This window comes from Pantoea sp. Acro-807, assembly GCF_011752675.1.
Taxonomy (GTDB): domain Bacteria; phylum Pseudomonadota; class Gammaproteobacteria; order Enterobacterales; family Enterobacteriaceae; genus Pantoea; species Pantoea eucrina.
In genome coordinates this window covers 360,324-376,481 of the sequence record NZ_VWXE01000003.1, presented here as the reverse complement: position 1 = coordinate 376,481, position 16,158 = coordinate 360,324, and the positions used below count along the sequence as shown (strand labels likewise).

Annotated in this window: 10 protein-coding genes and 3 tRNA genes; 6 read left to right on the top strand and 7 right to left on the bottom strand. The window is 59.2% G+C overall.

Annotated features, from left to right (window positions below):
* Positions 1-165: 165 nt before the first annotated feature.
* Positions 166-390, bottom strand: coding sequence for a YgdI/YgdR family lipoprotein (locus F3J39_RS10440; protein WP_039379928.1), 225 nt, complete (start codon positions 388-390; stop codon positions 166-168).
* A 206-nt stretch (positions 391-596) separates the two neighbouring features.
* On the opposite strand from F3J39_RS10440, the gene csdA reads away from it, so the two are divergent.
* Together csdA and csdE are read left to right on the top strand one after the other, a co-directional pair.
* Positions 597-1,802, top strand: a complete 1,206-nt coding sequence (csdA, locus tag F3J39_RS10435; protein WP_166714152.1) for a cysteine desulfurase CsdA — start codon at positions 597-599, stop codon at positions 1,800-1,802.
* A 4-nt stretch (positions 1,803-1,806) separates the two neighbouring features.
* Positions 1,807-2,250 carry a cysteine desulfurase sulfur acceptor subunit CsdE gene (csdE, locus tag F3J39_RS10430; RefSeq protein ID WP_039379933.1) on the top strand — a complete coding sequence of 148 codons (444 nt, stop codon included), beginning with the start codon at positions 1,807-1,809 and terminating at the stop codon, positions 2,248-2,250.
* Here the strand turns inward: csdE and tcdA are convergent.
* Positions 2,238-3,044 carry a tRNA cyclic N6-threonylcarbamoyladenosine(37) synthase TcdA gene (gene tcdA / locus F3J39_RS10425; protein ID WP_039379935.1) on the bottom strand — a complete coding sequence of 269 codons (807 nt, stop codon included), beginning with the start codon at positions 3,042-3,044 and terminating at the stop codon, positions 2,238-2,240. The two genes, csdE and tcdA, sit on opposite strands and share 13 nt — an antisense overlap.
* 83 nt (positions 3,045-3,127) lie before the next feature.
* Positions 3,128-4,276, bottom strand: a complete 1,149-nt coding sequence (gene mltA / locus F3J39_RS10420; protein ID WP_071668551.1) for a murein transglycosylase A — start codon at positions 4,274-4,276, stop codon at positions 3,128-3,130.
* A gap of 205 nt (positions 4,277-4,481) precedes the next feature.
* Here mltA and F3J39_RS10415 point away from each other — a divergent pair.
* The 3 genes from F3J39_RS10415 to F3J39_RS10405 all read left to right on the top strand — a co-directional run bounded on the left by F3J39_RS10415 (position 4,482) and on the right by F3J39_RS10405 (position 4,814).
* Positions 4,482-4,558 (top strand) — tRNA-Met (locus tag F3J39_RS10415).
* 51 nt (positions 4,559-4,609) lie between these two features.
* Positions 4,610-4,686: transfer RNA gene (locus tag F3J39_RS10410), tRNA-Met, on the top strand.
* A gap of 51 nt (positions 4,687-4,737) precedes the next feature.
* A tRNA-Met gene (locus F3J39_RS10405) sits at positions 4,738-4,814 on the top strand.
* A gap of 89 nt (positions 4,815-4,903) precedes the next feature.
* Here F3J39_RS10405 and amiC read toward each other — a convergent pair.
* Complete coding sequence (gene amiC / locus F3J39_RS10400) at positions 4,904-6,139, bottom strand: N-acetylmuramoyl-L-alanine amidase AmiC (protein WP_039379939.1); 1,236 nt, start codon at positions 6,137-6,139, stop codon at positions 4,904-4,906.
* Between the two features lie 232 nt (positions 6,140-6,371).
* Between amiC and argA the strand changes: the two genes are divergently transcribed.
* The gene (argA, locus tag F3J39_RS10395; RefSeq protein ID WP_039379941.1) at positions 6,372-7,700 is read left to right on the top strand and encodes an amino-acid N-acetyltransferase; all 1,329 of its coding nucleotides are present in this window, start codon (positions 6,372-6,374) and stop codon (positions 7,698-7,700) included.
* A gap of 171 nt (positions 7,701-7,871) precedes the next feature.
* Here argA and recD read toward each other — a convergent pair whose 3' ends face one another.
* From recD to ptrA, 3 genes are read right to left on the bottom strand one after another with little or no spacing between them, the layout of a single operon-like run.
* Complete coding sequence (recD, locus tag F3J39_RS10390) at positions 7,872-9,719, bottom strand: exodeoxyribonuclease V subunit alpha (protein WP_039379943.1); 1,848 nt, start codon at positions 9,717-9,719, stop codon at positions 7,872-7,874.
* Entirely contained in the window at positions 9,716-13,258 is a 3,543-nt protein-coding gene (gene recB, locus F3J39_RS10385) for an exodeoxyribonuclease V subunit beta (protein ID WP_166714151.1), read from the bottom strand. Before recB ends, recD begins: the two co-directional genes overlap by 4 nt.
* The gene (gene ptrA / locus F3J39_RS10380) at positions 13,255-16,149 is read right to left on the bottom strand and encodes a pitrilysin (RefSeq protein ID WP_104085487.1); all 2,895 of its coding nucleotides are present in this window, start codon (positions 16,147-16,149) and stop codon (positions 13,255-13,257) included. Before ptrA ends, recB begins: the two co-directional genes overlap by 4 nt.
* Positions 16,150-16,158 lie beyond the last annotated feature (9 nt).

The window sequence follows — 16,158 nt, the reverse complement described above, 5'->3', positions numbered from 1 at the left end:
GAGATCGCAGACTTTTGGAGAGCTTTTGGCTTGTGGTCGTGATGTTGTGTTTGCATTTTTTGATCTGAATCTTGCAGATCAAACTTTTAATTCCTGAGATTTACCCTGTCTGTCCAAAGTGATTTTATGTAGCACCGCAAATTGCGGTGCTTTTTTTTCGTAATTTTACTGCCCCATCTCAACCATCTCTTTCACATCAGAGCGGTTAATCTGCTGCTCATTGCCATTGGCATCTTTATAGCTGATCATACCGGTATCATCATCAACTTTTGGCTTGCCGTCAGCGACAATCGTGCGGCCATCGTTCGTGTGCATAACATAGTTGCTGGAACAGGCCGCCAGGGTAAACGCCATGGTGCAGACAGCCAGCACTGCGGTAAGTTTGTTCATCTTCTATCTCCTTGCAGATTGATTGCATTAAACCGCCCGCAGCCACGACATTGCGCCATCAGCCTGAAAGCACGGCTGAAAATGGCGAACGGGTTATGCGGGTTTCGGTTCAAACCTTGCCATAATGAGCATAACGCGCTTTTACAGCTTTGCCAGCCTGCAGCCTGCTGTTACGGCTGGCCCTAAATCACCGGAGTGGGCCCGATATGACCATCTTCTCTCCTGGCGCTTTTCGTCAGCAGTTTCCTGCGCTAAACGATGCTGGCGTCTATCTTGACAGCGCCGCCACGGCGCTCAAGCCGCAGGCGGTCATTGATGCCACCGCACAGTTCTATTCGCTCAGTGCCGGCACCGTGCACCGCAGCCAGTTTGCTGCGGCGCGTGCGCTGACGGCACAGTATGAACAGGCGCGCGGCGTGGTCGCACAGTGGCTGAATGCCGCTGACGATCGGCAGATTGTCTGGACGCGCGGCACCACTGAGGCGATCAATCTGGTGGCGTACAGCTGGCTGGCACCGCGCCTGCAGCCGGGTGATGAAATCATCGTCAGCGAGGCGGAGCATCACGCTAACCTGGTGCCGTGGCTGATGGTGGCTCAGGCAAGCGGCGCCACGGTAGTGAAATGGCCGCTGGGAGCCGATCGCCGACCCGACATTGCCCTGCTGCCGGAGCTGATCAACACGCGCACCCGCCTGCTGGCCGTGAGCCAGATGTCAAACGTCACCGGCGGCTGTCCGGATCTGGCGCAGGCTATCGCGCTGGCGCATGAGGCGGGTGCAAAGGTCATGGTGGATGGCGCGCAGGGCGTGGTGCACTGCCCGCCTGACGTGCAGGCGCTGGATATCGACTTCTATGCGTTTTCCGGCCACAAACTTTATGGTCCGATGGGCATTGGCGTGCTGTATGGCAAAGCAGAGTTGCTGGAGTCGATGCAGCCGTGGCAGGGCGGCGGCAAAATGCTGACGCAGGTTGACTTCAGCGGATTTACGCCGCAGCCGGTACCGTGGCGCTTTGAGGCCGGAACGCCCAACGTGGCAGGTGTGGTGGGCCTCAGCGCGGCGCTGAACTGGCTGTCGCACCATCATCAGGAAAAAGCGGAGATGTGGAGTCAGCAGCTCGCCTGCCTGGCCGAAGAGCAGCTAAGCGCGCTGCCCGGCTTTCGCAGCTTCCGCTGCGGCTCTTCCAGCCTGCTTGCCTTTGATATTGCGGGGATCCATCACAGCGATATCGTCACGCTGCTGGCTGAACAGGGAATTGCCCTGCGTGCCGGACAGCACTGTGCGCAGCCGCTGATGGCAGCCCTGGGCGTTAGCGGCACGCTGCGCGTCTCATTCGCGCCTTACAATAACCTGCAGGATGTGGATGCGCTGGTGCGCGCCATGCACTGCGCCGTGGATCTTTTAGGTGAATAATCTCATGACAACCCTGCTCGCTCCCCACCCCTTTGGCCATACGATCACCGCCCAGGGGCTGACCGATACGTTTGCCCGCTTTCAGCAGTGGGAGGATCGCTACCGGCAGCTGATTCAGCTCAGCCGTCAGCTGCCGGCGCTGCCGGAAGAACTGAAGTGTGCGGAGATCGAGCTGAGCGGCTGCGAAAACCGCGTCTGGCTCAGCAGCCAGCAGCTGCCTGACGGCACGCTGCATTTTTATGGCGACAGTGAGGGGCGGATTGTGCGTGGCCTGCTGGCCGTGCTGCTGACCGCCACCGAAGGAAAAACCCCGGCACAGCTGCTGGCGCAGGATCCGCTGGCGCTGTTTGATACGCTGGGACTGCGCGCGCAGCTGAGCGCGTCACGCAGCAGCGGCCTGCAGGCGCTGGCAGAGGCGGTAATGCGCGCGGCGCGTCAGGCAGCCTGACGCGCCCTGCGCGCCTGAAACTTCTTCAGCGCGTGCGATACGGCGATAAATCCAAACGTGGCGGTCACCATGGTTGCCGCCCCGAAGCCTGCAGCGCAATCCATCCGCTTCGGGCCTTCTGCCGTGCTGCGCGAGGCGCATACGCTGCCGTCGGGCTGCGGATAGACCAGCGCTTCAGTGGAAAACACGCAGTCGATGCCCAGTTTGCCCTTACTGTTTTTTACCACGCCAAAATCACTTTTCAGGCGCTCGCGCAGTTTAGCCGCCAGCGGATCCTGGATGGTTTTCGCCAAATCGCTGACCTGAATCTGCGTGGGATCGATCTGTCCGCCTGCCCCGCCGGTGGTAATAAGCGGGACTTTATTACGCCGGCACCAGGCAATCAGCGCCGCTTTCGGCCGCACGCTGTCGATGGCATCAATCACATAGTCAAACCCGGCAGAGAGCAATTCGGCGGTGTTTTGCGGCGTGATAAAGTCGTCAATGCAGGTGACAATGCACTCCGGATTGATGGCGCGGATACGGGCGGCCATGACTTCCGTTTTTGCCTGACCGACATTGCCCTGCTGCGCATGGATCTGCCGGTTGGTATTGGTAATACAGACATCATCCATATCGATCAGCGTAATGTGTCCGATGCCGGTACGCGCCAGCGCTTCAGCGGCCCAGGAGCCTACGCCGCCAATACCAATTACGCAGAAATGCGCCTCTGCAAACTGCTGCAGCGCCTCCTGTCCATAAAGACGCGCCGTTCCGCCAAAGCGCTGTCGCCAGGCGTCGCTTACCACTTTCATATCTGACCTTTACTCCGGAATGCGGTGCGCCGCGTGGCGCACCCGATAATGTACTCTCCTGCAGAGAGCTGGCTGTCAGTGTATCAATTTGCACCGGTCAGCAGTGAACCGTTATTGCCGTTTTGCGCAGTGCTGAACAGCGGCTGTCCGGCACCGGGAGCCGTCTTCAGTACCCAGACGCGGCCGTAGTGGTTATAGAAGCCAGCCAGATGTGCGGCGTCCGGGCCTACGCCCTGATAGATATCAAAGTGCTGGCCTTTGATTGCGCCACCGACGTCCAGCGCCACCATCAGACGCATTTCATACTTACCGTTGAACTTACCTTTTGCATTCAGCTGCGGCACTTCCGCCAGCAGTGCCGTGCCCGCCGGGATCAGAGAGCGGTCAGAGGCAACCGACGCTTTGGCAATCAGCGGAACTGCGCTGGCACCCCGCACCGGCACGTACTCTTCAGGTTTAAAGAAGACAAAGGACTGGTTGGTCTCCAGCACATCACGCACTTCCTGCGGTGAATGCTCCTCAGCCCACTGCCGGATGGCCTGCATCGACATATCTTCGCGTTTGACTTCACCGCGATCGATCAGCTCTTTACCGATGCTGTGATAAGCCCAGCCATTTTTACCGCCGTAGCCAAAGAAGCGCAGCGGACGTCCGTCCCCAAAATCGACGTAGCCGCTGCCCTGCACATCCATCATAAAGTTGTCGATCAGTGAGTTGCTCCAGGCGATAACGTAGCGCTCATCGAGCGCGCCGCTATAAATGCCGGCGCGGCTCGGCAGCTTCGCCCCGCGCGGGCGCGGCGGCATGCGGTAAATAGGATACTGAAACTCGCCCTGCCGGGTATAACGCGCTTCCACTACCGGCGTGTAGTAACCGGTAAACTGCACGTTGCCATAATTGTCGGTGCCTTCCATCTGAAACGCATTCAGGCCGAACTGACGCAGCTGACGCGTATCTGCACCCGAAAGCAGCCAGTTCTGGATAGCGCTGTAGGTGTCATTATTACGGCTGAACAGACGCGAGGAAGCGGACTGAATCTGCTGCACCTGCAGGCCGAAATCCTGCCCGTTAACCGGACGCCCTTTGGCATTAGGCTCATTAACCAGCCCGAGCGGTTGCTCCAGCTTGCCATCAATATATTGCTGACCGCGATCGGTCGGCTTTGAGCTACAACCCGCTAATAGCGCCAGAAATGCGCCAGTGAGTGCATACTTTACCCGGTGTCCGTTCATGACTCTCTCTTGTTGTCGGTTGTTCGCCCGGCGACGATAGCAAAGCCCTGGTCATAATGAAATCTGCCACCCGCCATCGCCTTCACATCTGTACGTTTTTTCATCCGGATGCGACATTATTCAGCAACTGCTTATGGATTTCACCCGTTAAGCGCAAAAAGGGGTTGCATCGTCACGCGCCAGGTGTATAGTGCGCATCCACGGACGCGGGGTGGAGCAGCCTGGTAGCTCGTCGGGCTCATAACCCGAAGGTCGTCGGTTCAAATCCGGCCCCCGCAACCAATTCTTCTTAATGAAGAGACAATATGAAGTGTCGCTCAGGCGACAGACGGACGCGGGGTGGAGCAGCCTGGTAGCTCGTCGGGCTCATAACCCGAAGGTCGTCGGTTCAAATCCGGCCTCCGCAACCAATTGTCTTAAGAAGAATACAATGTGAAACGTCGCTCAGTGCGACAGACGGACGCGGGGTGGAGCAGCCTGGTAGCTCGTCGGGCTCATAACCCGAAGGTCGTCGGTTCGAATCCGGCCCCCGCAACCAATTCTTCTGATGAAGAAACATAAAACACCTTAACGGGTGTTTTTTTGTTTCTGCCGCCGGAAAAAAGCGGCATCGCTGCCGCCCTGCCCTTACCGCCGTGCCAGCACGCCGCCTTTATCAAAATAGGCTTTGATACCGTGAAAAATCGCTTCGGCCACCTGATGCTGATAGCGTGCGGTTCGCAGCTTGCGCTCCTCCTCCACGTTACTGATAAACGCCGTCTCAACCAGAATTGACGGGATATCGGGCGCTTTCAGCACGGCAAAACCCGCCTGATCAACCGTACGCTTATGCAGATGATTGATGTGCCCCATGCGCGCCAGTACCTCTTTGCCAAATTTCAGGCTGTCACTGATGGTCTGACGCTGCACCATATCGAACATCGTGTGGTCGAGATAGCGATCGCCGCTCATGCTGACGCCGCCAATCAGATCGGCTTCGTTCTGCGTCTGTGCCAGGAAACGGGCTGCGGCAGAGGTCGCGCCGCGCGTGGAGAGCGCGAATACCGAAGAGCCACGCGCTGCCCGGCTGGTAAACGCATCGGCATGAATCGAAACAAACAGATCGGCACGCTGCTTGCGCGCTTTTGCCACCCGCACGCGCAGTGGAATAAACACATCTTCGTTACGCGTCATGTAGGCTTTCATATTGTGCTCTTTATCGATCAATGCCCGCAGGTAGCGACCAATCTTCAGCACAATATCCTTTTCACGCGTTTTGTATTTGCCGTGCGCACCGGGATCTTCGCCGCCGTGTCCGGGATCGATCATGATAATGATCGGACGATCGCGCCCCGCCTTACCCGGCAACGGTGCCTGCGCAGGCTGATCGCGCTCCAGATCGCCTTTGTTGTAATCGTTGAGCAGCGCCAGCAGCGGATCGTCGGCGTGCGATGCCTGACTGGGATACAGATCCACCACCAGCCGGTTTTTGATACCGGCCACGGGCGCCAGGGTAAAGGTTTTTGGTGCGACGTTACGCTTCAGCTCCAGCACAATCCGCACCGTGTGCGGATCAAACTGCCCGACCCGGGCCGTTTTGATAAAGGGATCGTCTGTGCGCACCAGCTTATTGATGCCTTTCAGCGCCGGATTGATATGCAGATTTTTGATATCAATGACCAGGCGTTCAGGGTTGCTCAACGCAAACTGCTTGTAGTGCAGCGGGATATTCGACTCCAGCGTGACGCGGGAGTACGTTGATGAAGGCCAGATGCGTACCGCAACAATGTGCTGACTCGCTGCCAGCCCAGTACGCGTTACGCTAAGTAGCCATAGCGCACCGGCACCTTGTAATAACCGTCTTCGGGAAAAAGCCTGGGACATGCCACTCCAACTACTGTGTTATGGATAAATCTGCGTCAGCCGACGCTCAGAAAGCGAAAACTTTATCCAATCTGGCAACGCTTGTCTCGTCGGAAAAGCCAGATAATGCAGGCTGTTATCAACGGATGCATCTGAAAAATCGTAAAGTAACGTCAGGCGCAACGCTTGCAATACGGCGAAAAACAGAATAAAAATACACTAATTACGAATAACCATTCACAGAGGGTGCACCGTGAAGGAACGCAGTACCGAGCTGGTTCAGGGTTTTCGCCATACCGTTCCCTATATTAATGCCCATCGCAACAAGACGTTTGTCATCATGCTGGGCGGCGAAGCCATTGAGCATGAAAACTTCTCCAGTATCGTTAACGATATTGGCCTGCTGCATAGCCTGGGCATCCGTCTGGTGGTGGTCTATGGCGCACGTCCGCAGATTGATGCCAGCATGGCGCAGCAGCAGCTGGAGCCTCTCTATCACAAACACACCCGCGTGACCGATGCGCAATCGCTGGAGCTGGTAAAGCAGGCGGCGGGCCGTCTGCAGCTTGATATTACGGCGCGTTTGTCGATGAGCCTTAACAACACGCCGCTGCAGGGCGCGCATATTAATGTCGTCAGCGGTAACTTTATCATTGCCCAGCCGCTGGGCGTGGATGATGGCGTTGACTACTGTCACAGCGGACGCATTCGCCGTATTGATGAAGAGGCGATTCACCGCCAGCTGGATAATAACGCGATTGTACTGCTCGGCCCGGTCGCCGTCTCTGTAACCGGCGAAAGCTTTAATCTCACCTCAGAAGAGGTTGCCACGCAGCTCGCCATCAAGCTCAAGGCAGAGAAGATGATTGGCTTCTGCTCCGAGCAGGGCGTGACCGATCGCGCTGGCACAATTATTTCAGAGCTGTTTCCCGGTGATGCGCAGGCGCGCATTGATGAGATGGAGAGCGACGGCGATTTTCTGTCCGGTACGGTGCGCTTTCTGCGCGGCGCGGTGAAAGCGTGTCGCAGCGGCGTGCGCCGCAGCCATCTGATCAGCTATCAGGAGGATGGCGCACTGCTGCAGGAGCTCTTCTCACGCGACGGTATCGGTACACAGATTGTTATGGAATCTGCCGAGCAGATCCGGCGCGCCAACATCAACGATATTGGCGGCATCCTGGAACTGATTCGTCCGCTGGAGCAGCAGGGTATTCTGGTACGGCGCTCGCGTGAACAGCTGGAGATGGAGATCGATAAGTTTACCATCATCCAGCGCGATAATATGACCATCGCCTGTGCCGCGCTCTACCCGTTCCCGGATGAGCAGATTGGCGAAATGGCGTGTGTGGCAGTACATCCCGACTATCGCAGCTCATCACGCGGCGAGCTGCTGCTGGATCGCGTGGCGCTACAGGCGCGGCAGATGGGGTTAAAAAAGCTGTTTGTGCTCACCACCCGCAGCATTCACTGGTTTCAGGAGCGGGGCTTTACACCAGTAGATATTGAGTCGCTGCCAGAGAGCAAGCAGCAGATGTATAACTATCAGCGTCGTTCAAAGGTGCTGATGGCAGATTTAAAATAAGCCACGTATTCCAGGGCCGCATAAATGCGGCCCCTGCGTGATCCTGTAGAGGCGCCATTTATGGCGCCCTGGCCGCACGGGAAATTCCGGGCCGCGTTATTTTCCCCCCAGGGCCGCATTAATGCGGCCCCTACAGGAGCACGTAGGGGCGCGATTATCCTGTACGAAGCTTTACGCGTCAGACGTCGCGCCAAGCCGTGACAGCAGGCCGCTGCGGCGCTGCGTGCGCAGCTGGACTGCGCGACGGAAAATGTTTTCATCACTGTAGAGCGTCAGCTGCCTGCGGGCACGCGTAATCGCGGTATAAATTAACTCCCGCGTCAGCACCGGTAAAAACTGGGCCGGCATCACCAGCGCGGTGTGCTCAAACTCCGAACCCTGCGACTTGTGCACCGTCATGGCCCAGGCGGTATCGTGTGCCGGCAGTCGGCTCGGCTGGACCGCTTTGATGGTCCCGTCCGGCAGCGGGAAGAAGACCTTCAGCACGCCCTCCTCGTCTGTCAGCGTGATACCGATATCGCCGTTAAACAGGCCCAGCGCGCTGTCATTGCGCGTGACCATTACCGGCCGTCCCGGATACCAGCGGCTGCCGCCTGCGGGGCGACGGATCAGCTGCAGCTGTATCAGCTTCTGCTCAATACGCTGATTGAGTCCTTCCACGCCAAACGGCCCTTCGCGCAGCGCGCACAGCAGCTGATAGCGGCCGAAAGAGGCGAGGATATCAGCCGGCGCGGCATCCTCAGCTACCTGCTGCAGAAAGTCCCGATAACCAGCACCAATCTCATTCAGCATTCGCTGATACGCTTCACCGCTGTTTAGCGGCGCACGCGCAATATCACTGAAATTGCTCTGAAAGGCGCGCTCCACCGCCTGCGCATCACCGGCGTTAACGGCTGCTGCCAGCTGGCCGATGCCGGAGCTTGCATCAAAACGGTAGCTTTTACGCAGCAGGCAGATCGCATCGCGCACCGCGGGTGCTGCGGTTTCATTACTGCCGCCGATCTCACAGCCGGTCATCAGCGTCAGCTGCGTGGCGCGCACCGGACTGTAGCCCGCCTCCGCACAGCGACAGATATCGCCCAGTACCGCTCCCGCCTCTACGGAGGCAAGCTGGTCGCGGTCGCCGAGAAAAATTACCCGCGCCTGCGATGGCAGCGCGGCAATCAGGCTGGCCATCATGCCGAGATCCACCATGGAAGCTTCATCCACCACCAGCACATCGAGATGCAGCGGATTACCGGCATGGTAACGCAAACGCTGCGTTTCAGGCTGTGCGCCCAGCAGGCGATGCAGCGTAGTGGCCTCCTCCGGAAAGCGCTGGCGCTCCTGCTCGCTGACCGCCAGCTGCTGCAGCGCTTTTCCCAGTGACTCCGTCAGGCGCGCCGCCGCTTTGCCGGTTGGGGCCGCCAGCTGAATGCGCAGCGCGCCGTCGCTCAGGCGGATCAGCGCCGCCAGCAGTTTTGCCACGGTGGTGGTTTTGCCGGTGCCCGGCCCGCCGGAAATCACCGCGGTCTTCTGCGTTAATGCGACAGCAGCGGCAATCTTCTGCCAGTCATCCGGCGCGGTGCCAAACAGCGCATCCAGCACGCTGCGTACCTGCTCCGGGGCAAACGGCTGCGGCGCAGCCTGAGGATGGAAAAAGCGCGCCACGTCACCTTCATGATGCCATAAGCGATGCAGATAGAGCCGGTCGTCGCTCAGTACAACAGGGGCCGCGCGATCGCGGGAGCTGAGCGCATCCCAGCCCGCCAGCAGGCTGTGCCAGTCGTGCGGATCGCCTGCTGCCTGCCAGATCGCCTGCGCCAGTTCGGGATGACGGCCGCGAAACAGCTGCTCGCGGTTAAGCTGGGCCAGCGGCAGGCAGACATGCCCTTCTCCGGCTTCAGCGCTGAGACAGGCAGCAGCCAGTAAGCGGGCGGGTTCATCGCTGGTGGCTATCAGCTGAGCAAACTGCACGTCCAGCGGGCGCAGCAGCCGCAGCTCTGTTGCCTGCTTTAATAGCGTAGTGATATCGCTCATGCATCCTCTCCCTGCCCGCGAAACAGGCTATCAAGTTGTGTGACAAATTCAGCGGCAGGACGGGTGAAAAAGACGCCATTATCAGGCGAACTGCCATCCATACCGCGCAAAAACAGATAAAACACGCCGCCCATATGCTGCTCATAGTCGTAATCGGGCAGCCGGTGCTGCAGAAACCGGTGCAGCGCCAGCGTATAGAGCTGATACTGCAAATCGTAGCGATGGTCAATCATCGCCTGTGCCATGGCATCCGGGGTATAGGCTTCATGACTCTCCCCCAGCCAGTTGGATTTATAATCCAGCAGGTAATATTTTCCGTCCCGGCGAAACACCAGGTCGATAAAGCCTTTGAGCATGCCCTGCACCTGACTGAAGTTAAGTGCGGGCGCCTGCGCAGAGAGCGGGTCATGCTGGCGCATCAGCCGGTCCAGCGCGGGAGCGGTAAGCAGAGCGCTGATAGGCAGATAAAACTCCATCTCAATCAGGCGGTCGCGTGCGGCCACGTCAGCCAGCCGGATCTGCTGCGCATTAAGCGGCGTAGTCACAACCCGCTCAATCCAGCTGCTCAGCACCGGCTGCCAGTGCAGCGGGTAGCCGTTCTGCTGCAGATGCTGCTCCAGCAGCTCCGTCCCTGGCGGCTGGGTAAAGTCGATCGACTCAAACAGCTCATGCAGAAACGTACCCGGTGCGGCACCGCGCGGAAAATGATGTGGCGTCAGCACAACCTCTTCGGTCGCCGCCTGCTGCTCTTCACCCGCCGCTTCCAGGTCGAAGTGGGGCACCACCTCCAGCAGGCGATGCGCGCTGTGCTGCTGCAGACCTGAATAGCTGGTCACGCGCCACGATTCAGCCAGCTGGCGCGATATCGCGCGTGCATGCAGATCGTCGCGTACGCCAGCCTGCACCTGCCAGCGTGCGGCTTCAGCACGATCGGCCATCACCACCTCGCACCCTTCGCCGTTCAGCGCTTCCAGCAGCGTGCCGAGCTGCTCTGCCGTCGCCGCTTCGCCGCGCTGCAGCAGATAGCCCAGCGCACTTTTATGCAGGTCGCTCTCGCCCTCTTTTTTGCGCGCGCCGCGAAACAGCGGCGCCACGCCGATGCTGCAGTGATACACAGAGCGCGTCAGCGCAACATAAAGCAGGCGAAGATCTTCTGCCAGTCGCTCCTGTTCCGCCAGCGCCAGGCTCTGCTCATCGCCCTGCAAATCCAGCACCGCGCTGAAATTATCGCGGTCGTGGTAAAGCGCAATATCTGCTTCACGGAACCCGGCTGCAAACGGCAGCCAGACCAGCGGATACTGCAGCCCTTTCGATTTATGGATGGTGACGATCTGCACCAGATGGCGGTCGCTCTCCAGTCGCAGCTGCTGGCTGGTCGACTGACTGTCGGGCCGCGCTATCTGCTGTGCCAGATAACGTACCAGCGCATGCGGGCTGTCAAGCTGCGATGCCGCTTCCTGCAGCAGCTCCCCCAGATGCAGCAGATCGGTCAGGCGGCGCTCGCCATTTTCCGACGCCAGCATATTTTCGGCCAGCTGGCGCTCCAGCATAATCTCCCGCAGCATTGGCAACACACCGCGCTGATGCCAGAGGCGCTGCCAGCGCGCAAAGGTATCTACCAGCGTGTCCCAGCCGCGCGCATCGCGATCGAGCGCATCCAGCTGAGCCGCATCCAGCGCAAATAGCGAAGTCGCCAGCGCCGTACGCAGCATCCGCTCCTGTTCCGGAGCCAGAATAGCGCGCAGCAGCCAGAGCAGCTCGCGCGCTTCCGGTGTCGTGTAAACGCTGTCGCGGTTAGAGAGATAGACTGAGGGGATCGCGAGCTGCGCCAGCGCTTCGCGGATCTGATTCGCTTCGTTGCGGCTGCGCACCAGCACCGTGATATCCGATGCCTGTACGGGCCGCAGCGCCGGCCCTTTTCCCAGCATCGCCTCGCCCTGCTGCCCCGCCTGCAGCCAGCGGCTGATATCCATTGCGCACTGCTTTGCCATTTGCTGCTGATATTCGCTGACGCTGGCACCGCTGCCGGGCTGCAGCCAGAAGCGCAGCGCGGGCTGTTCTCTGCCCTCTGCCTTTAGCGACAGCGCCTGGTTAGGCGGCGCAAACTGCACCGGCAAAAACGGAATTTCAGCAAACAGAAAGGGAGCCGGCAAGCGTGAGAAAAGCTGGTTTACGCTCTCTACCATCGCGGGTGACGAGCGCCAGTTAGTGTCCAGCGTATAGTGCGCCGCAATTTCATTACGCGCCCGGATATAGGTAAAAATATCCGCCCCGCGGAAAGCGTAGATCGCCTGTTTGGGATCGCCTATCAGCAGTAGCGCATGTTCAGGCTGATGCATATAGAGCGTACGGAAAATCCGGTACTGCTGCGGATCGGTATCCTGAAATTCATCGATCAGCGCCACCGGGTAGCGCTGCCGGATCAGCTGCGCCAGCTGCGCGCCGCCCGCCTGCTGCAGCGCATCATCAAGCCGGCTCAGCAGATCGTCAAAGCCCAGCAGCGCCTGCAGCCGCTTCTGTTTATGCACCGCCTCACGCACTTCGGTCAGCGCCCGAGCAATGACCACATCACGCAGCGACAGCGGTTCAGCCAGAAACGCGTCAATTGCGCTGAACAGCGCGTGCCGCGGGGCGTCGCCTTTTTTGGTTTTCTCATCCAGTATCCGCTGCCCGAAGCGTGCCAGCTCGGGCGGAACCTGGTAATCACTGCTGTCGTTATGGGCCCACTGGCTCACTTTACTGACCCAGGCGGGCAGATGTTTGCTGCTGTAGCTGCGCTTATCCACGCCCGACTGCTCAACCAGCGTCTGCACGTCATCACCCAGCGTTCGCCACTGCGCTTTGATCTCCGCGATGCGCGCCATATTACGTGCATGCCGCGACGCAAGCGTCTCCTGGTCATCCGGCGGCAGCCGCAGCGAGGGCGACTCTCCCTGCAGCCACGGGCGCAGGGTAGCCAGCAGCTGTTCCGGCCCCAGCCATTCAGTGACAATCACGCGCGCGATATCCAGCGTCAGCGGATAGCAGTGACGCCGCCAGAAATCAGCCGTTGCCTGACGCAGGAGCGGATGCTCATCTTCAATCAGCTGCTGTTCAAACAGCATGCCGGACTCAAACGCGTTAAGATTGAGCATACGCTGGCAGAAGCCGTGGATGGTGAAAATAGCGGCTTCATCCATCTGTCTTTCCGCCGCCAGCAGCAGCGAGGCGGCCTCTTCCCGCTGCGGGATCGCCTGCAGCAGTGCGGTCAGCATCGCATCGCTGCTGACGCCGCGAATACAGGCGAGCCGCAGCGCGTGGATATTCGCGCGGATACGACCGCGCAGCTCTGCCGTCGCCGCTTCGGTGAACGTCACCACCAGAATCTCTTCTACCGAGAGCGGGCGACTATAAGCGTTCTCTTCGCCCAGCCCCAGCAGCAGACGCAGATAAAGCAGGCCGATGGTAAAGGTTTTACCCGTACCGGCAGAGGCCTCAATCAGGCGCTCGCCGCGCAGCGGCAGCGTCAGCGGATTGAGGGATTCAGCACGCTGACTCATGGCGTATCACTCTTAACCGGCAGCGACTGCTGCAGCTGCGCCAGCGCCGCCCAGGTGGTAAAGCCAGGTAGCGCTGCGTAATCTGCCTGCGGTGCGCTCTCCTGCGTACCGCTGATCTGGGAAATCATCGCCATTCCCTGCTGCCGGATCGCCTGCCGGAAGAAAGTGGCCAGCTGCGCCGGCGTCAGCTGCTGCACCTGCGCAATCACTTTCTCTCGCGTATCGAACGCATAGTTCTGACGGCTGAAGTCACGACTGTAGCGATTGGCTTCCTCCTCCAGCGTCTGAGGACGCTGTTTCAGCTCATTGATCATCGCCTGCTGGTACTGCGCAAAGGTCTCGGGCTTCATGCTGCGCAGCCGCTGTTCTGCCTGCGGATAGAATGCCTGGAAGCGCTGCAGCAGGAACGCGGGCTGCCGGCTGTTGCTCTGCAGCAGAAAACCGATGCCCCACTGGCGGCCTATCGGCATCTGATAGGTAAAGACGGCATAGCCCAGCTGCTCTTCCGTGCGCAGCTGGTTATAAAACCACGGCTGGATAATCTGACTCAGCAGCGTACTGGCGGCCATGCTCTGATATTCATCATACCCGACAGGCACATAGAGCGCCGCCAGCGCGGAATCGCTGCTGCTTCCCGCCTGCTGCAGGTTCGCCTTGATCGGTTTATCCACCACAACATAGTCACTGCGCCACGGTGCCTCTCCGCTGCTCTGCAGCTGCGCTTTCAGGGCCACGCCAAGCGCTTCCGTCTCTTTTGCTGAGAGATTACCCACCGCCAGCATCTCTGGTGTCGACTGATGCAGCAGCGCGTCACGCCAGGCGATCACCTCCTGCAGCGTGATCTCCGGCAGCAACCGGCGGCGTTCGTCGCGCTGGGTATAGGGCAGCTGCGACAGCATCTGCATCGGCTGGATCGCCTGTTCAAACGCTTTGCCTTTTTCAGCCGCATCCAGACGGTCGCGATACCAGGATTTAGCCTGAGCGAGCTGCGCTTCATCCGGACGGAAGCTGCTGTAACCGGCGACCAGCTCCTGCAGCAGCTGCGGCAAACGCTGGGTAAATCCGCTGGCGTTAAACACCAGGCCATCATCTTCTCCCACGGAGAAACTGATGCCACCCACCGACGCCTGCGAGTTGAGCTCATCCAGCGCCTGGCTGGAGAGATAATCATTCAGACCAAACAGCACCTGCTGACGCGCGTCGCCGATCGTTGCCTTATTGCGTAGCGCCAGGGTAATCGCCGCTTTTGGCTCGTCAGGATAGAACCGGCTCGGCATCCATAAAATACGCATTGCCGCGTCATTACTGAGCACAATCGGATGCGTGTAGTTTTTCCCGTCGCGTGCAATCAGTGAAAAGTCAGTGGGAATATAGGGATTGAGCGCGGGCAAAGAGAGCGTGATATGCGCTGCACGCTGCTGCCAGTCGCTGTACTGCGCGGCGCTGATTTTATCAACCTGATACGGCGCATTAACAAAGTAGGCCTGCTGATTGTGCGGCTCCTGCGGGCTGATATACCAGATGCGGGCATTTTGCGGCGTCATCTCACCAAGGCGTGCCGCTAACGCTGCAGGATCGAAGCGATCGGCAAGGTAAGGCGCATCCAGCGTGTGCGCGACCGGCACACGCAGCATGGTGTCGGCCAGCCACTGAATGTAGTCCATATCACGGGTAATTGACGGATAGCGGTAATCAAGCGCCAGCACATGCGATACCTCGTCAAAATAGCGCTTATCAATGCCGTTGCGGCGCAGCATATCGAGGTAGCTGAAAATGGCGGCCACGACTTCATCGCGTTGCGTCAGCCCTTTATCCGTCAGCGACACAGAAATAGCAAAGACGCCGCTGCTGCGCTCGGTGACCGGATCGGCCCCTGCGGTCACGCCATCGGCCAGTCCCTGCTTCTGCAGCCAGTCATTCAGCGTATTGGCGCTGCGGTTACCCAGCAGATAGCCAATCAGCGTATCGGTTTTGCTGCGGAAATCGGCGCTGTTGTTCGCGATCCGAAACTCAATCTTCAGCTGTTTACGCGGCTGAGCCGGCACGTAGTGAATAATGATGCCTTTCTGCGCCCCGGTGACCACCGGTACATCTATCTCCGGTACGCTAGCCGGATGTGCCGCGACGCGCCCAAAGGTGGCGGCGGCCATCTGCGCCATCTCAGAGAGCGGTTTATTGCTGTAAATCACTGCTTTCATCAGGCTGGCAGAATAGTGGGTACGGTAGAAGTCGCGCAGCGCCTGCTGCAGTTTGCTGCCCGGTTTATCACTCAGCGTCTCCAGGTTGCCTCCGGAGAAACGCGAACCCGGATGCTGCGGATTCAGCGTCTCAGCACTGACCTGCGCCATGCGCAGCCCGTCCCGCGAGCGCGCCATCGTCAGCTCTGCGTTGACGGCGTGACGTTCGCGATCGGCGTTAACCGGATCGAGCAGCGGCTCCGCAATCGCATCCGCCAGGCGATCTGCCGCAGGCTGCAGCGCATCGTTCTCCACTTCCAGATAGAATGCGGTGCGGTAAGAGGCGGTGCTGGCGTTGTGACTGCCGCCGTGCATTTTGAGAAATTCCGCAAGATTATCGGGCTGGGGGTAACGTTTTGAGCCCATCAGCACCATATGCTCCAGATAGTGCGCCAGCCCGGGCTGCTGGTCGGGATCGTCCAGCGAGCCAATCGGCAGCGTCAGCGCCGCCAGCGACTTCGGGGCCTCAGCGTCTGAAACCAGCAGCACCGTCATACCGTTGTTCAGGGTAATCGCCTGATAGCTGCGCGGATCGCGATCGCTTTTGCGGATAATGTCATTAACCGGCTGCCAGCCCTGTCCGGTATCGGCAAAAACATTCAGCGCCAGCGCGCCTGACAGCAGCGCGCCGATACAGCGTGCGTAAATCCGCATGTAAACCCC